The 16,243-nt window shown below is 61.8% G+C and carries 14 protein-coding genes; 4 read left to right on the forward strand and 10 right to left on the reverse strand.

The annotated features are described in order from the left end of the window. Positions 1–19 precede the first annotated feature (19 nt). From GA829_RS30075 to GA829_RS30110, 8 genes are all read right to left on the reverse strand, one after another. Positions 20–1,162, reverse strand: coding sequence for an ABC transporter substrate-binding protein (locus tag GA829_RS30075; RefSeq protein ID WP_195176177.1), 1,143 nt, complete (start codon positions 1,160–1,162; stop codon positions 20–22). Between the two features lie 93 nt (positions 1,163–1,255). Next, positions 1,256–2,893: a rhodanese-like domain-containing protein gene (locus tag GA829_RS30080; protein ID WP_195176178.1), complete on the reverse strand. Its 1,638-nt coding sequence runs from the start codon at positions 2,891–2,893 to the stop codon at positions 1,256–1,258. A 10-nt stretch (positions 2,894–2,903) separates the two neighbouring features. Continuing rightward, a complete protein-coding gene (locus GA829_RS30085) occupies positions 2,904–3,485 on the reverse strand; it encodes a cysteine dioxygenase family protein (protein WP_195176179.1) in 582 nt (193 codons plus the stop codon). After that, positions 3,469–4,680, reverse strand: a complete 1,212-nt coding sequence (metC, locus tag GA829_RS30090; protein WP_195176180.1) for a cystathionine beta-lyase — start codon at positions 4,678–4,680, stop codon at positions 3,469–3,471. The genes GA829_RS30085 and metC overlap by 17 nt, the downstream gene beginning before the upstream one ends. A 408-nt stretch (positions 4,681–5,088) precedes the next feature. Further along, positions 5,089–6,030 (reverse strand): ABC transporter permease, encoded by a 942-nt coding sequence (locus GA829_RS30095; RefSeq protein WP_195176181.1) that lies wholly within the window; start codon positions 6,028–6,030, stop codon positions 5,089–5,091. Next, positions 6,027–7,121 carry an ABC transporter permease gene (locus tag GA829_RS30100; RefSeq protein WP_195176182.1) on the reverse strand — a complete coding sequence of 365 codons (1,095 nt, stop codon included), beginning with the start codon at positions 7,119–7,121 and terminating at the stop codon, positions 6,027–6,029. Before GA829_RS30100 ends, GA829_RS30095 begins: the two co-directional genes overlap by 4 nt. Beyond that, positions 7,118–8,635 carry an ABC transporter ATP-binding protein gene (locus GA829_RS30105; protein ID WP_195176183.1) on the reverse strand — a complete coding sequence of 506 codons (1,518 nt, stop codon included), beginning with the start codon at positions 8,633–8,635 and terminating at the stop codon, positions 7,118–7,120. Before GA829_RS30105 ends, GA829_RS30100 begins: the two co-directional genes overlap by 4 nt. Before the next feature lie 109 nt (positions 8,636–8,744). Beyond that, a complete protein-coding gene (locus GA829_RS30110) occupies positions 8,745–9,719 on the reverse strand; it encodes a BMP family protein (RefSeq protein ID WP_195176184.1) in 975 nt (324 codons plus the stop codon). Positions 9,720–9,927: 208 nt separating this feature from the next. Here GA829_RS30110 and GA829_RS30115 point away from each other — a divergent pair, with 208 nt between their 5' ends. The 3 genes from GA829_RS30115 to GA829_RS30125 all read left to right on the forward strand — a co-directional run bounded on the left by GA829_RS30115 (position 9,928) and on the right by GA829_RS30125 (position 12,954). Further along, on the forward strand, positions 9,928–11,268 hold the full coding sequence (locus GA829_RS30115; protein ID WP_195176185.1) for an amidase family protein: 1,341 nt from the start codon (positions 9,928–9,930) through the stop codon (positions 11,266–11,268). A 74-nt stretch (positions 11,269–11,342) separates the two neighbouring features. Further along, complete coding sequence (locus GA829_RS30120) at positions 11,343–12,032, forward strand: DUF1989 domain-containing protein (RefSeq protein WP_195176186.1); 690 nt, start codon at positions 11,343–11,345, stop codon at positions 12,030–12,032. Between the two features lie 4 nt (positions 12,033–12,036). Continuing rightward, entirely contained in the window at positions 12,037–12,954 is a 918-nt protein-coding gene (locus tag GA829_RS30125; protein ID WP_195176187.1) for a polysaccharide deacetylase family protein, read from the forward strand. Here the strand turns inward: GA829_RS30125 and GA829_RS37375 are convergent. Together GA829_RS37375 and GA829_RS30135 are read right to left on the reverse strand one after the other, a co-directional pair. Further along, complete coding sequence (locus GA829_RS37375; protein ID WP_195176188.1) at positions 12,933–13,853, reverse strand: LysR substrate-binding domain-containing protein; 921 nt, start codon at positions 13,851–13,853, stop codon at positions 12,933–12,935. The genes GA829_RS30125 and GA829_RS37375 overlap by 22 nt on opposite strands. A gap of 15 nt (positions 13,854–13,868) precedes the next feature. Continuing rightward, positions 13,869–14,879 (reverse strand): GntR family transcriptional regulator, encoded by a 1,011-nt coding sequence (locus GA829_RS30135; RefSeq protein ID WP_195176189.1) that lies wholly within the window; start codon positions 14,877–14,879, stop codon positions 13,869–13,871. Positions 14,880–15,005: 126 nt separating this feature from the next. On the opposite strand from GA829_RS30135, the gene GA829_RS30140 reads away from it, so the two are divergent. Further along, complete coding sequence (locus GA829_RS30140) at positions 15,006–16,223, forward strand: ABC transporter substrate-binding protein (RefSeq protein WP_195176190.1); 1,218 nt, start codon at positions 15,006–15,008, stop codon at positions 16,221–16,223. Positions 16,224–16,243 lie beyond the last annotated feature (20 nt).

Genomic DNA, 16,243 nt, shown 5'->3' on the forward strand with positions numbered 1-16,243 from the left:
AAAACGACCGCCGGGGCGATCAGGTGTTGAACAACCCCTTGACGACCACCTTGCTGTTTTCGATCTGCAGGATCACCGCCGAGGGGTGGGCCTGGTGATGATCGTCGAACTTCAGGACGTCGCCCAACGTTGCCTTGAAGGCAGCGTTTTCCAGAGCGTCCCTGATCTTGGCAGGCTCAGCTGACTTCGCCCGCTCGATCGCATCGGCGATCAGCTTGATGGCCGTGTAACCCTCATAGCTCTGAGCGTTCGGCAGCTCTCCGAACTTCTTGCGGAACCGCTCGACAAAGGCGGTGTTGTCGCCGACCGTGATCTGCTCGGAATACGGGAACACGCTCGTCGCGCCGTTGATCGCACCGCTTTCGACAACGCCCTCCTGCAATTCCGAGAACTCAACCCGCCCGGTCAACGGGATGGTCAAGCCGGAGGCGCGATACTGCCGCAGGAAGTTCAACTCGTCCGCGCCGTTGAGATAGACGGCGATCGCGTCCGGCTTGTCGGAACCCATGCGGGTCAGGAATGCCGAGAAGTCCTGCGTGTCGCGGCCAAAGAAGTCGCCATCGCCGACGTCGACGCCGTTCTTCTCAAGTACAGCCTTGAGGGCGGCATGACCGCCGCGGCCGTAATCGGTATCCTCACCGGCGAAGGCGACTTTCTTGATCTTGCCATCGGCAATCAGATAGCGGGCGAGACCGATGGCCAGTTCCTGATCGGACGGATTGATGCGGAACGTCCATGTGTTGCCGCCCACACCTGCCATCTCGGTGATCTTCGGCGAGGTCGATGTCTCTACGACGAGCGGAATTTTCGCTTTTTCTATGATGGGCATGATGCTGAGCGTGGCCGAGCTGCAGAGAGCGCCGACGATAGCCGAGACCTTGCCAACGCTGATCAGCTGCTCGGCGCTGGCGGCGCCCTGGGTGGGATTGCACTGGTTGTCCTGGACGGACAGCTCAAGCTGCTCGCCGATGGCGCCACCCGCGGTGTTGATCTCCTCGATGGCGAGCTCCGCGCCCCAGCGCTGGTGCTGGCCAAGATAGGCCGCGCCGCCGGTCTGCGGGCTGCTCAGGCCGATGACGATGGGATCGGCGGCCGCGAGCTGCGTGCCCAGGGCCATCGCCGCCAAGGCAGCTGCGATACGAATGGATGTCTGCATGGTCATGTCATATTCCCCTATTTTAATGTTGCATATAGTGCAACTGTTTTTCAGTTTATAGGCATGCTGTCGTAACCCCCAGGTCGGGGGTTCCTGTTTTCACCCTGCGTTGGAAAGTCGTTTTTCGTTTTGTTGGGCGATTGCGAATGGGTTCGTTCGCGCTCGCAGGCCGCGGCCTAGTTCCAGCTGCTCGGCTGCGTCGAGACGACCAACCAAGCCCGTTTCCCAGGACAGGTAGCGGCGGGCTGCCTCCAGGTTTCCACTGTGCCGGTCATGGGTGAAAAAGACAAAATCCAACGCCTCGGCATCCGACGGCTGCTCTGGTGTGGAAACCACCTCCAAGCCCGCTTCCCGCCAGCTGGCGGCGGTGCCGGCGACTTCGAAAAGGTTGTGAAATCCAAGTGCGTTGATGTCGCCCGCGGCAAGTCCAACGACATCCGCATCTTGACCGCAAAGCACGACGACAGCCGTCTTCGGAACCCGGCTGAGGCGATCCCCAAGCTGATGTCTGAGGACCCATTGCGCGCCCGCAACATGAGCCAAACGGTAAGCCATACTTGGCCTGACATCCAGGATCACAGCGTCGTCGGGAAACGGAAGCGGCACATGCGGCAGTTCCGGCACCGCCGAGCGTGGCGGCAGCGGCGATACAATGTCGCCCCACACATCCTCTGCGCCCGCCAACACGTGGCAGTCGAGCCCCATCATCGACAAATAGCGCGCAACGACCACGGCGCGAATGCCGGCGTCATCGATCAGGACGATCCGCGCACGCCGCACGGCAACCCATTGGTCAGTCGACTGAATGAGCTGGCCGCCAGGCGCGTGCGTGGCGCCTTCTATGTGATGGGCGTGAAACTCGGCATCGCCGCGTACATCGAGGAGATAGGTGGTCCGCGTTTCGTCGCCGACCCAGGAATTCGCCGTTGCAACATCGACAAACGGCACTTTCCAGCCCTCGGCAAGGGACCGCGCCCTGGCGTGCATCTCCGCCTTGCCATGTTCGCTTGGCGCCTCCTGAACAGCTCGGTCCGATCCACGCTCGAGGTCAAGACCGGCAAGCGCCCATCCCTGGGTTCCGTTCTCCAGCGCGAAGATCGGATTGGGAAAGCCCAGGTCACGAAGGATCTGCGCGCCTATGATGGACCTGGTGCGGCCCGCGCAATGAACCACCACCGGAACCAGGGGATCCGGGATAGCGGCGCCTGCGCGATAGGCAAGTTCGCCGTTGGGCAGACAGATGCTGCCCGGAATGTTCATCCGGCGATGTTCATCAAGCGGCCGGCCGTCAAGCAGAACTAGCTTCCTGCCTTCTTGCTGCCAGCGATTAAGCTCTTCAGGAGACACGTGCGGCACCGAGAACGCTTCCTCAACCAGTTCACCGAAGGCCTTGCTTGGAACGAATACGCCTTCGAAAAGTGACAGGCCTGACCTTTGCCATCCGCCCACTCCGCCATCGAGGAAGAACACTTCGAGATAACCGAGCCGCAGGGCGATTTCCGCAGCGCGCTCGGCTCGCTGCGAGTAGCCGTCATCCATGAAAACCGTGCGGCAAGCTGTAGAAGGCACCAGGACCGGCAGCTTAGCCTCAAGCAGGCCAAACGGCAGCGAAGTTGCAAACAGCGGATGGCCCGAGGCGAACTCGCCCGCCTCGCGAACATCGACAAGGGCGAGCTCTTGCCCGTCGGATAGCCACGCCTTCGCCGTGGAAGCATTGACTGGTGAGGGAAATCGCATGCTGCCTGCCCTATTTCTTCGTTGCGACAGCCATTTTCATCGGCTGCGCTTCGCCCGCATCGAGATCAAACATCAGACGCTCGGTGAGCGTCTCGAGTGCCTTTCCGTAGAAATGCAAATGTCTGATCGGCTTCTCGCCACGGATCTCCACCGAGTGAATATCGTCCGCCAGAAGCGCGATGCCCCTGCCCGGCCGCACATCGACCTCGCCGGTTGCATGCAGGGTCGCTGGTCCGGCGCCGGTATGTCCGTCGGTGCGTTCGTAGAGCGTGTTGTGTTCTGCCCCCTCGACAGCCGCAATGCAGGCCCATGTTGTGTGATTGTGGGGCGGTATCCGGTTTCCTGGCCGCATCACATTGAGATAGAGCGTGAAGCTGTCATCGGGATCCGTTGCGATCAGATAACGGGCCTGGCGTTCTCCGGTGTCGGGATCCGGATAGCGATCGGGACCCCAGCGTCCGGGAAGGGCCGCGGCTCGCTCTATCAACGTGAGGACGTCTGCGAGACTGCCACGGTTCGCACCATCGCGCTCGACACAGGTTTTTGCCTCGACAATGAGTGCCTGGATTTCGTCGTCAGCGATGCTTGACATTGTGTTTCCTCTCGTCACGACGGTTGGCGGCATTCAGCATGTCAAGACCGCGATGAAGGTCTTCGAGAAGATCGTCTGGATCCTCGAGTCCAATGTGGAGCCGCAGCAAAGGGCCTTTCCAGTTTATATCGCTGGCTGTGCGCACCGGTTTGGAAGGAAGGATCAGGCTCTCGAAACCACCCCAGCTGGAGCCGATGCCAAACAGGCCCAGGGAGTCGATGAAGGCGCGGACCGCGTCATGGCTGGTGCTCACCAGTTCGACGCCAAACAGTCCGGTCGCGCCCGAGAAATCCCGTTTCCAGAGTGCTTGCGAAATGTCCGTCTCGAGTGCCGGATAGAGCACCTTCTCGACGGCAGGATGATCCGCCAGTGACAGGGCTATAATCTTCGCGCTCTCCTGGTGCTGGCGCAACCGGGCACCCAGCGAGCGCAGCCCACGCAGGGCGAGCCAGCATTCATCCGGCCCGGCAAGAATTCCGTGCCCTGCGGCCCAGTCGCGGATGCGTTGAAGATGGGGTTCGTTTGCCACCGCAACACCCAGCATAGCATCCGAGTGCCCGACGATATATTTCGTCGCCGCCTGGATCGTGACATGGGCGCCAAGGTCCAGTGGCCGATGGAAGAAGGGGGTCGCCCAGGTGTTGTCGACAACGATCGTGATGTCGGGCGAGCGGCAGGCAGCCGCGATCGCGGGAATGTCCTGGACCTCGAATGTCAGACTGCCTGGCGACTCGCAGTAAACCACCCGGGTTTGCGGACGCACCAGATCGCCAATGGAACTGCCGATGCCGGGGTTGAAGAACGTGACGTCGATCCCATTGCGGCGAAGCTCCGTATCGCAGAAATTCCGAGCCGGACCATAAACCGCATCGGTGACAAGCAGATGATCGCCCGGGCTCAGCAGTGCCTTCAACACGCCGGCGATCGCGGCCAAGCCAGATGGATAGAGAACGGCTCCATCGGCGCCTTCACATTCTGCCATCGCATCCACCAGGGCGAATGATGTCTGCGTGCCGTAGCGGCCATAGCGCAAGGTGCCAAATTTGCTGGCCCGGGAACGCTCATAGGCGCCGATATCGGGGTAGAGCACCGTCGAGGCCCGAACGACCGGCGTGTTGACGACGCCGCCAAAATCGGCAGGGCGGCGGCCGGCATGCACCAGCTGCGTATCCCGCTTGAGGGTGGGCGCCCGCATCGCCTAGCCCGCCATCTTTTCTTGGAGCCGCGTCGCCGTCCTGGGGACAATGGACACTGGATGGGCACCAGCGGCGCTGACGATCAGAACCGGCCCGATCTCCTTCAGACTTGCAGCCAACGCTCGCAGCAATTTCAGCAATGTCGCCTCCCGTTTGTTGCACTATTTGCAACTTGATTGCATTATAAACAAATGACTCTTTGCGTGTCAAGACGACTTGAACAGGCCCTGGTGCTGAATGGCTGAGCTGTGCTTCGTAGCGACGCCGCGAATGCCGGCGATCAAGCGAATGGGCGCATAGGCGCCAATCCGCGCAGACATGGCGTTGAACCGGCATGCTACGCGTAAGAATGGCGGAATGGATCGCCTGGCGTCGCTGCCGGTGCAGCAGGCTGCGTTGCCGTCAGCCTAACGGGATTCCCGATCGAAGACCTTACCGGTCGCCGCCGGCTGTCGTGTGCCGCCATTGAACCAGACCAGGGCAACGAGCGATGCGGCGAAAGGCAGGATGAGGAAGATCTGATAGGGCACGAGAGGATTCGAGAATTGCAGTTGCAATTGCAACGCGTCGCATAGCCCGAAGAAGAGCGCCGCGACCACCGCGCCCACCGGATGCCAGCGGCCCAGAATGATTGCGGCAAGGGCGATAAAGCCCTTTCCGGCGCTCATGCCCTCGGAAAATATGTAGACTTGGCACAAGACTAGATGACAGCCGCCCGCGGCTGCGCAGGCCCCGCTCAATGCAAGGGAAACATAACGGATCGCCGTGACGTTGACGCCAGCGGAATCGGCGGCCCGTGGGCTCTCGCCTGCCGCCCTCAGTCTCAAACCCGCCTGCGTGCGGTACATGCAAAAAGCGACGGCGGCGACGAGTACGGGCAGCATGTAAGCCAGCGGATCCTGGCTGAAGAGGGCTGGCCCGATCACCGGCAGTCCCGAGAGATAGGGTATTGGAAACGCAGCAAAGCCGCTGACAGCGGTCCCGCCGCCGGCGAGGCCGAAAGTAGCACGAGCCAGGAAGGCCGTCAGGCCGGCGCAAAGCAGGTTGATGGCAATTCCGGCGACCAGTTGGTTGACCGCAAGGGTGACGCACAACAACGCAAGCAGCAGCCCTGCGGCAGCGCCCAGCAAGATACCAGCGACAAGCCCGACGACAGGCGACCCTGTCAGGTAGGTGCCGGCGGCGGCGCCAAACGCACCCCAAAGCATCATACCTTCGAGACCGACATTATAGACGCCACCACGTTCGGCCAGGACACCGCCCAGCGCCGCGAACCCGATCGGTGTCGCAAGCCTCACGCCCGAGGCCAGCAGAACGGTGATCAATCCAATGTCGGGGAGCAGACTCATTGCTTCGGTTCCGTGGGGTTAGGTTGGTCCGAGGGCACTGGCTTGAGCCTGAAACCGTCGAACAAGCCGACCAGCAGATCGCCCTTCCAGGCCAGACTGGCGGCAACCAGGATGACGACCAGGCCAACAATGGCATCGACGACGGTCCCCTCTACGCCCGCCGCTCTTTGCATCACGCTGGCGCCGGATTTCAGCGCACCGAGAAACAGGGCCGACAGCGGAGCAAAGGCCGGATTGGCATTGGCGATGAAAGCGGCGACGACGCCATCGAAACCGTAGCCGGGGCTGAAAAGGTGGAAGAGGCGATACTTCAGGCCGAGCACTTCTATGCCGCCCGCGAGTCCAGCCAGCATGCCCCCGGAAGCCATCGAGGCGACGATATGGGCTTTCACATTCAGGCCAGCATATCTGGCCGCCGTCGGGCTTTTGCCGACAATGTCGAGTGACAGGCCCGTCGCCGTGCGAGCGAAGACGAAGGCGATGACCACGGCAGCCGCGACGCCGAAAATGACGCCGATATGGGCATCGGTTTGCGGCATCAACAGCGGCAGCCGGAATTGCTCTGGTATTTCGTCCGAGTAGGGGTAAGGAGCGCCGCTGGCGATCATCGGACCACTGACCGCGAAACTCACAACATAGATGGCGATATAGTTCATCAGCAGGGTCACAATGACCTCGTTGATGCCTCGCCATGCTTTCAGCAAGCCGGCGATGCTCGCCCAGAGCGCGCCGCCCATCATGGCGCACAGGAGCGCTGCGGGAATTGCAATCATTGAAGGCAATGTGGGCAGGTGCAATGCGGCCAACGTGCCAAACAAGCCACCCATGTAGATCTGGCCCTCGCCGCCGATATTGTAAACGCCAGCCCGCAACGGCACGATGACCGCAAGCGCGGCAAGCAGGATCGGAGACGTTTTCACGATTGTGTTGGACAGACCCCAATAGTCGAAAAGCGCCTCGTGAACGAGAGCCGTATAGGCTTTCAACGGATCGGCTCCGGTTGCCAGGATCAGAATTGAACCAAGCCCCAGCGCCGCGGCGATCGCCGCGACAACCCGCAGGCCGACAAGCATGCCGCGCAGCCGCGTCATTGTGGCTCTCCCACCGAAATGCCCGACATAAGCAGGCCGATGCGTTCGGCCGTCGCCTCCCCGGGAAGGACCTCGCCCGTGAATCGGCCGCGATGCATGACAACGATGCGATCGGCAACCTCGGCGACATGTTCAAGCTCTGTCGAAATGTAGAGCACCGCGACGCCGCGATCCCGCTCCTCGAGTATCTTGCGCTGGACAAATTCGATCGCGCCAACGTCAAGGCCCTTGGTCGCTTGCATGACGACCAGTATCTCGGGACCGGCCTCGATCTCACGCGCCAGGATGATCTTCTGCTGGTTGCCGCCGGATAGCTCCCGAGCCAGTTGGCCGGGTGAGCGTGAGCGCACGTCGTAGCGTTTCATCATCCGCCGCGCCTGCTCGGCGACGAAGCGCGTGTTGATCAGCCCCCAGCGTGAAACTGGCCTGCGGCGAAAGGATCGCAACGCGAAGTTTGTCGCGATCGAGTGGTCGAGCACGAGGCCGGTACCGTGCCGGTCCTCGGGCACGAATCCGATCCGGGCGCCGCGCGTCCGCACCGACACGCCATGGCCGGTAATCTCCGCCGTGCCTGCGCTGACGCTGCCCGACACCGGCTTGCGCAGACCGCAGATAACATCGGCCAATTCTCTTTGTCCGTTGCCGTCGATGCCCGCCACGCCAAGCACCTCGCCCTGGCGTATCGTCAGCGAAACTCCATCAAGTGCAGTCAGTCCGCGCTCCCCGCGCGCGACAAGATCAACGCATTGCAGAACCGGGCTTCCCGGTGCGGTCAGGCGCGGGATGCGCACAGGCTCGACATCCCTACCGACCATGAGCCGGGAAAGCTGCCGCATGTCAGTCTGTCCGATGTGCCGCTCGGCCACCACCTGACCGTGGCGCATGACGGTGACCGTGTCGGCGACCCGCATTACCTCATCGAGCTTGTGCGTCACGAAAATGATCGTCGTGCCATCGTCTCGTAATGCCTTCACGCGGTCGAGGAACGAGTCGATCTCGTTTGGCGCCAGCACGCTTGTCGGTTCGTCCAGGACCAGTATCTTGGCACCCCTGTAGAGCATCTTCAGGATTTCCACCCGTTGACGCATCCCGATCGGCAGTTTCCAGATCGGCTGATCCGGCTCGACAGCGAGACCATACCGCTCGCTCAGCGCCGCTATTCTGGCCGAGTGACGGCGCAGGTTGAGCTGGCTGTGCAAACCACCGAGACCAAGGACAATGTTTTCGGTAACTGTCAGCGCCTCCGCGAGATGCATGTGCTGGTGGATCATGCCGACGCCATTGGCGATGGCATCGGCCGGCGACCTGAACGACACCTCCTTGCCATCGATCCGGATGGTTCCCTCGGTTGGCCGGTAGAGGCCAAAAAGCACGTTCATCAACGTGGTTTTGCCCGCGCCGTTCTCGCCGAGGACGGCAAGCGCCGTCCCCTGTCCAACGGACAGGCTGATGTTGTTCAGCGCATCAAAGCTACCGAACCGCTTGCTGATCCGGTCAAGAACTAGGTAGGACAATCGCTGCTCCCATCTGTTTCAAAGGCGTACACCGCCGCTGCGGGCGCGACGTCGGCGCAAAAACCAGGCAGTGCTCGCAAAAGGCACCGCCTGGCAGAGACGGCAGTGGTCAGGCCGGTTCGATGACGAGATCGCCGGACTTGATCCTGGACATCAGGGTTGCGACTTCGGCGGTGGTGCCAGCGGGAATCTCAGGCGCGAACGTCCCCAGCCGCACGACCTCGGGATTGTTGAAATCGTATCTGTAATTCTCTCCGGTCAGCCCTTCGTCCCTGGCTGTCGTCAGCAGCGCCACGATCAGCGACTTCACATCGAGAATTGACGACTGCAGCATGATGTCGGGCCATTTCATGATAGCGTCGTAGTAGAGGCCGAACGCCTTTGCCCCCTTCTCGCGAACGGCCTGCAGGGCACCCTGCGTGGCGCTGTCCATCGTCGGCCAAATGATGTCCGCGCCCTGGGCTATCTGGTTCAGTGCGGCTTCCTTGCCTTTGGCAACGTCATCCCAGTCGCCGGTCCAGGTGGCGAATACCGCGCCATCCGGCCGCGCGACCTTGAAGCCGGCCTCGAAGCCGGCCAGCGTGTCGTTGGTGAACTTGAATTTCTGCGCCTGAATCAGGCCGACCTTTCCGGACTTCGACAGTCGCCCGGCAAGAAAGCCCAAAACATAAGCCGGTTGACTGAAATAGAAATCGGCCGTGCTGACGTTATTGGCGGCATGAAGGCCATTGGTGACAATGAAGCGCGTGTCGGTAAACCGGGCCGCCACGCGGTCGATCGCATCCTGGAACTCTCCACCGTGTCCGATCACGTGGGTGAACCCACGCCGCGCATAGTCCGAGAGGACCTCGACGTGATCGGGCTGAGTCACCTTTTCGCTGTAGGCCGTCTCGATGCCCAGCTTTTTGGCCGCGAGCCCCATCGCCTCATAGCCAGACTGGCTCCAGCCGTGGTCTGTGATGGCACCCGGCATGACTATCGCCGCCTTCAAGGGTCCGTTGGCTGCGAAGCCGCTGCGTGCCAGCAAAAGGGCCGGCGCTGCCAGAGCCACCGTTCCAAGCAATCCGCGTCTGGTGATTTTCATGTAGAGTCCCTCCCAGGAATAGCGCGGTCCCGGCGATCGCCGCTTCCGCATGCCGGCACCTAATCGTGTGGCGTGCCCGTGCCTCAAGTGAGCACTTCTCAAGTGGGGTTGAATGCGGAGGGCTTGTGATTCCGCTCAAGCCCGCTTGAGGTGTTCTCACTGGCATCCGGCGCAGGCCTTGCCAGAAGTCACCGCCTGGAGGTGAAGGATGGATACTGGGACGTTGGCTGGACAGGCACGCCTGTTGCTCGAACATAGGGAGACGCCGGACATGCTTGTCCGGGCAGCGCTGGACAAGGCCAAGGCGTCGACCGGCGTATTCATATGCTTGATGGAAAAGACCGCACTGGCCGAAGCAGCAGACGCTACGCGACGAAGGGCCGGTGGCGCGGCGCTCAGCGATTTCGATGGCATCCCATTCGCCGTCAAGGATCTGTTCGACGTCATGGGTTCGGTTACCACCGCTGGCTCTCGGACCAGGCTGGCCGTCCCCACGGCGCTGCGCGACAGCGCGATCGTGGCCAGGCTGCGCAAGCTCGGCATGATCCCGATCGGCAAGACCAATCTCAGCGAGTTCGCCTTTTCCGGTCTCGGCCTCAATCCTCACTTTGGCACTCCCACCGCCTCGGGACATGAGGACCGTGCACCCGGCGGTTCTTCGTCGGGATCAGCCATCGCGGTCCAGCGTGGGATCGTGCCGGTTGCGCTTGGTACCGACACAGCGGGATCGGTGCGGATTCCAGCGGCCTTCAACGGTCTCGTCGGCTTTCGTCCTTCACGCGGACGCTATGAGATGCGCGGGGTTTATCCGCTGGCTGCCAGTTTCGACACCGCCGGGCCGATAACCAGAAGCATCGAGGACTGCGTGGCGATGGACGCCATGATGCGCGACGGCTCGCCGAGCAATGTGGCCCCGCCGCGCCACTTGATCATGGAGCAGGGCCTGCTTGATGATCCAGATGTCGAGCCGGCGGTTCGCCAGAATCTGCTGACGTTCGCCGATATGCTGCGCTCCGGCGGAGCGATCGTGGAGCAGCGCGCGATCCCCTCGATCGGCCGCGCCAGAGCGGCTATCAGCGAATTGGGCTGGCCTGGTGGTGTCGAGGCGGCGGCCTTTCATCGCAATCTGCTGGCGTCGAAGGACCGAGCGCTGGTCGACCCGCGTGTCGTCGTCCGGCTCGACATGGCAGCGACGACGCCTCCAGGGAACATGGACGCAATGCGGCGAATCCGGACGGAGCTGATCGACACGCTGCGCCGCGAGCTTGACGGCGCCGTTATGATCCAGCCGACCGTTCCGCACGTCGCGCCGCTGCTCAGCTCGCTGGCCAGCGACGATGACCTCTTCGCCAGGGTCAACTTGAAGACATTGTGGATGACGATGATTGGCAGTTTTCTCGACATGCCAGGACTGGCGGTTCCTTCCGGGACCGACCCGCAAGGGTTGCCAACATCCGTGCTGCTGACGGGAGCGAGCGGTTCCGACGATGTGGTCCTGGCAGCGGGGCTGTTGGCGGCGCGCAGCCACGGCACTGATAGTTTTTCGTAACACCCGTTGAAATTATCCCATTCGTGCGCGCCTGTTCCCAATGGCAATGATGGCGGCCATCGAAGGAGACAACCATGGCGCCATCTCAGACAATGAGCGAAACCCGCAAACCCGACAGCATCGCCTCAGGCAGGGTATCCGAAAACGGCATTCCAGTCCTCGGACAGCTTTACGAGATCCCCGCCCGAGAAGGGTGCGCCGTCGTTGTCGCTGCTGGGCAGTTGCTCACCATCATCAACACCCATGGTTCGCAAGTCTGCGATTTCTGGGCTTTCAATGCTGCCGATTTGAATGAATTTTCGTCGATGCCGCATCAACACGCGGTGACGAGCGGGATCGGACTGCGCAAGGGAAACGCGCTGGTGAGCAATGCCCGCCGACCGCTCATGACCGTGATCGAGGATACGTCGCCAGGCGTCCACGACACGGTTGTGGCCGCCTGCGACGTCCATCGCTATCGCCAGTTGGGCGCGCATGGCTACCACAGGAATTGCACGGATAATTTCAAACAGGCGCTGCAGGCCATCGGCCAACAGCCTGTCACGGTGCCAGCACCACTCAACATCTGGATGAACACGCCAGTCGCGGCCGATGGATCGATCTCCTGGCTGGCGCCGGTCTCATCCAGGGGTGACCGGTTCGTGCTTCGCGCCGAGATGGATGTCATTGCGGTCATGTCGGCGTGCCCGCAGGACATGGTTCCGATCAATGGCGCCGACCAGATGCCGCAACGCCTGGCTTTCATCGTTGCAGAGGGGGAATGATCAGATGATCCTCAACCCAATAGCCTGGCCGAACGGGGCACGTTGCGCATGCTCGATATCGTTCGACATGGATGCCGACAGCCTGATCCACATCGCCAGGCCGCGCGACGGTTTCAATCGGCTCTACCCCATCACCATGGGCCGCTATGGCCCGACAGTGGCGATACCCCGCATCCTCGAAACCTATCGACGCCTGGGGCTGAAACAATCGTTCTTCATACCCGCCTGGGCGATGCAACAATACCCGCAGGCAGTGGAAGCAATCCTGCGTGACGGCCACGAGATCGGCCATCACGGGTTCCTGCATGAGGATCCCACGACCATCACGCAGTCGGAACAGCGCCACTGGTTCGAGCAGGCCCTGGACGTCCATCTGCGCATGACAGGGCGGAAACCGACGGGCTATCGGGCACCGGTCTACAACGTCACCCAGGGAACCATCGACCTGCTTATCGAGCATGGTTTCAGCTACGATTCCTCCTTGATGGCCGATGACATTCCCTACCTCATGAAATCAGGGGCCGGTGAGCTCTTCGAGGTGCCGCCACACTGGGGCAACGACGACTGGCCGGCCTTCGCCCATTTCGAGGAGATCGGCTATATGATGCCGGTACGCTCGCCCTCGATTGGCCTGTCGGCATTCTTCGAGGAATTCGAGGCACAGTATGAAGCTGGTGGCCTGTGGATGCCGGTCTGGCATCCCTTCCTGACCGGCCGGCTGGCGCGCTGGCGGCTGGTGGAAAAATTCATCGAAAAGATTCTGACCACCCACGATATCTGGTTTGCACCGCTTGCCGAAATCGTTGCGCATGTCGACGCTTTCCGGCGCTCTGGCGGCGGCGTGCGTGTGGAGGCCCTGCCTTACTATGACGGACCGGTAGCGCTCATGAATGAACCTCGTCAGGCGGCGAGGCTGTTATAGGCATTGGTGAAATCGGCAGCCTCGCCTCGCAGCCAGTCGGTGAATTTTCCGATTGTGCGCTTGGTCCGTCGGGTCGGAACGAAGGCGACGCGGTAGCTGAATCCGGGCAGGTCGGGCCCGTCGATCCGAGCGAGGCGGCCATTTTCGATACCTTCGGCGACCATCACGCTGGAGCAAAGAAGTGGCCCGAAGCTGCGTTCCATGGCGTGCAGGGCAAGACTTTCGTCATTGATCCAGGACAGCCTGCAGTCCTCGCCACCCGTCTTGCCAGCGGCGCGCAGCCATTTCGCCCAGGTCGGGCAGTCGATTGACCTGTTGTGCCATTGGTAGGCGAGCAAGGGGCGCGTCATGTAGTCCTCGATCCTGGTCGAGACCCTGGTATCGGCCGGGATGGCGACAGCTGCGTGATAGACGTCTGTCAGAAGCGGCAACGAGGAGAGTTCATCACCCGCCGGCATCCCGTATCGGATCGCCACGTCGGCGTTGGCCGTACGCAGGTCGACCAGCGCGTCCGATCCCTCGACATTCACACTCAGCCCGGGATACGATCGTGTAAAGCTGGAGAGCCTGGGCATCAGCCAGCGCTCCGCGAAGGCGCGCGTCGTGGTCACGGTCAACGTATCGCCCTGGCTCCTGTCCTCCAGTTCCTCGAATGCCTCGGCGAACCTGTCGAAGCCGTCTCGCAGCACCGGATAGAGCCTCTCTCCGAGCAAGGTCAGTGCGACGGCCCTCGGTGTGCGTTCGAACAGCTTCTGGCCGATCTGCTCCTCGAGATGGCGGATCTGGTGCGAGATCGCGGTCACCGTCACACACAGTTCCGACGCCGCCGCCGTGAAGCTGCGGTTGCGGGCGGCAGCCTCGAATGCGCGGATGGCGTTCAGGGGCGGAATCTTGCGCATGGCGATCTCCGTTGCTCAGACAATTCGTTGCAGGTACGGCGCGACGTCGGGCTCGGGTAGAATCGAGAGCACCTTGAGCCGGTCCAGGGTGCGGCGGCCTTCGTTTCGCAGATGTGTGGAGAGGCGGGCGGCCGCGGTGTCGAACTCGCCCGCCAGCAGTTTGTCGATGATTTCCGCATGCTCGGCGAAGGTGGCATCGTCCCTGTGGATGCCTATGGATTGCGCAAACAGCGCGTCCACGATCATCGGCAGGCGGCAGCCGTGCAAGATGTGACTCATGCGCCTGTTGTCGAAGTGCCGCAGACACGAGATGTGAAGGTCGCGCTCGATGCTCTCGATGACATGCCTGGCGATCTTCCCCTCGGTCGCCATGGCGTCTGAAACGGTCTCGCGCATGACCTCCAGTTCAGAGTGGCTCAGATAGGGCGCCGACTGGTTCAGGGCATAGGGTTCAAGCAGCATGCGGACCTCACGATCCTGAGCGATCGCCTGCGCCGTGACCGGTCCAACAAGCCATGGCGAGTGAAGGGTCTTCTCGACAAGACCGGATTCGCGCAGGCGCCAAAGCACTTCCCGTGCGATCGGGCGACTGACGCCAAAAACGTCGGCGAGCTGCTGCTCATCAACCCGGTAGTGACCAAACGCGATGGCTACCATTATGTCGGCCTCGACGCTGTCGATCATCTGGTCCGCCGCGGGCTTCCCGTCCGGCTTGACCGCGTCGTCCAGGATGAAATCCCGCCCGGACAGATTTCGCTTGATCGGTGGCGCGCCGGCTGGCCGGCCCGCGATCATGAACCCGCGGCCGTCGAACCGTTCGAGGAGGCCTACCTCAGCGAGTGCCGACATGGCCTTGCGTACGGTCGCCCGGCTGGTGTCGAAGGCGAGCGAAACCGGGCCTTCCAGCAGAATCAGCCCTGGCTCAAGCGAACCTGTCCTGATCGCCGACGCAATCTGGACGGCGCACCGCTTGTAGAGGGCACCCGCGTTCTGCTTGTCCGAGTTGTCTGCAATCGAGCTTCGCATTTAATCCATCGCGACGGGAGCAGGCAGGCTCCATCATTTCGATCCTGATAGGCTCTCACAAAAAATGATGCTTGTAAACAATAGTCGTATTTTGCATTGTGGAGACTGGCCGAAGGATCTCCTGTCATGCACGCTCGACCCGATCCACTATCCCGCCCCGCCATTCGCACCACGCAGCGTGTTCTAAGGGTGCTTGGAACAGCCTCCACGGTGCTTGAACCTATCCTTCGGCAGGCGAAAGCCGATCTCGGCTTCACGGTCGAGGGCAAGGTACTCGATGGCAATGTTGCCCATCAGGTGGGCGTCGTCGCGCCTGAGAGCTTTGACGTTTACGATCAATGGTTTCACAACCTCGAATTTGTCTGGACGGCGCACTCCATCCGTCCGATCGAAATCGAACGGATCAAGAAGTGGGGCGATGTTGGTGAACTCGCCCTGACCGGCAAGGCCAATGAAACCCTCCCATCGGTGCCGGGGGGCGCGCCGAACAGGCTGCTTTACGTGCAAGGTGATGGGCGCCTTTCAGACACGCCGGCCGAACGGATCAGCATGCTGCCGCTCAGCCACTGCGCCGACAGTTTCGGTTATCGGCGCGAGTTGCTGCCAGATGGAGCCGACATCGGCGCGGAGAGCTGGGCGTGGCTGCTTGATCCCGCGTGGAAACGCGCGACGCTGCAGAACAATGCTTCGATCGGCGCCATCGATGCCGTGCTTGCCGTGCGCGCCGCCGGCCTCGTCGAGTTCCGCGACCCGGGCAATCTGTCCATCGCCGAAATCGACGCGCTCATGGACATCCTGATGTCCTTGCGCCGGCGTGGGCACTTCCCGCATTTCTGGGAAACCCAGTCGCAATCAGCCGAGCTCTTTGCCAGGGGCCGGGCCCGTATCGGCAGCATCTGGTCGTCGGCTCTGGTGCTGCCAGCACTACAAGGCATCAACTTCAGGACCGCGGTGCCCAGGGAAGGCTATCGCGGCTGGTTTGGCGGCATGTCGATATCACGCCATGCCGAAGGAAATACACTCGACATGGCTTACGAGTATCTCAACTGGTGGCTTGACGGTTGGCCAGGCGCGGTCGTCGCCCGTCACGGGTATTACTTCTCGGCGCCCAACCTCGTACGCCAACATCTGACGGTGGCGGAATGGGACTACTGGTACGAAGGCCGGGCGGCCTCGGAGGACCTTCCTGGGCCATCTGGTGACCCCGTCATCGCACGGGGCCACGTCAGGGAGGGAGGCTCCTACCAGGAACGCATATCAAGGATTGCGATCTGGAATGCGGTGATGGACGAGCACAACTATCTCGTCAGGCGATGGCATGATTTCCTGAGTTTCCGCCGCTAAGTCGGGCGGCGGGGAAACCG

Origin of the sequence: Mesorhizobium sp. INR15 (assembly GCF_015500075.1) — a bacterium.
Taxonomy (GTDB): Bacteria; Pseudomonadota; Alphaproteobacteria; order Rhizobiales; family Rhizobiaceae; genus Mesorhizobium.

What these genes read in the sequence shown, in the direction of transcription:
- GA829_RS30075 (WP_195176177.1), bottom strand. Translation starts at nt 1,162, where the DNA reads ATGACCATGCAGACATCCATTCGTATCGCAGCTGCCTTGGCGGCGATG.
- GA829_RS30125 (WP_195176187.1), top strand. Translation starts at nt 12,037, where the DNA reads ATGATCCTCAACCCAATAGCCTGGCCGAACGGGGCACGTTGCGCATGC.
- GA829_RS30135 (WP_195176189.1), bottom strand. Translation starts at nt 14,879, where the DNA reads ATGCGAAGCTCGATTGCAGACAACTCGGACAAGCAGAACGCGGGTGCC.
- GA829_RS37375 (WP_195176188.1), bottom strand. Translation starts at nt 13,853, where the DNA reads ATGCGCAAGATTCCGCCCCTGAACGCCATCCGCGCATTCGAGGCTGCC.
- metC (WP_195176180.1), bottom strand. Translation starts at nt 4,680, where the DNA reads ATGCGGGCGCCCACCCTCAAGCGGGATACGCAGCTGGTGCATGCCGGC.
- GA829_RS30140 (WP_195176190.1), top strand. Translation starts at nt 15,006, where the DNA reads ATGCACGCTCGACCCGATCCACTATCCCGCCCCGCCATTCGCACCACG.
- GA829_RS30080 (WP_195176178.1), bottom strand. Translation starts at nt 2,893, where the DNA reads ATGCGATTTCCCTCACCAGTCAATGCTTCCACGGCGAAGGCGTGGCTA.
- GA829_RS30120 (WP_195176186.1), top strand. Translation starts at nt 11,343, where the DNA reads ATGGCGCCATCTCAGACAATGAGCGAAACCCGCAAACCCGACAGCATC.
- GA829_RS30095 (WP_195176181.1), bottom strand. Translation starts at nt 6,030, where the DNA reads ATGAGTCTGCTCCCCGACATTGGATTGATCACCGTTCTGCTGGCCTCG.
- GA829_RS30100 (WP_195176182.1), bottom strand. Translation starts at nt 7,121, where the DNA reads ATGACGCGGCTGCGCGGCATGCTTGTCGGCCTGCGGGTTGTCGCGGCG.
- GA829_RS30110 (WP_195176184.1), bottom strand. Translation starts at nt 9,719, where the DNA reads ATGAAAATCACCAGACGCGGATTGCTTGGAACGGTGGCTCTGGCAGCG.
- GA829_RS30085 (WP_195176179.1), bottom strand. Translation starts at nt 3,485, where the DNA reads ATGTCAAGCATCGCTGACGACGAAATCCAGGCACTCATTGTCGAGGCA.
- GA829_RS30115 (WP_195176185.1), top strand. Translation starts at nt 9,928, where the DNA reads ATGGATACTGGGACGTTGGCTGGACAGGCACGCCTGTTGCTCGAACAT.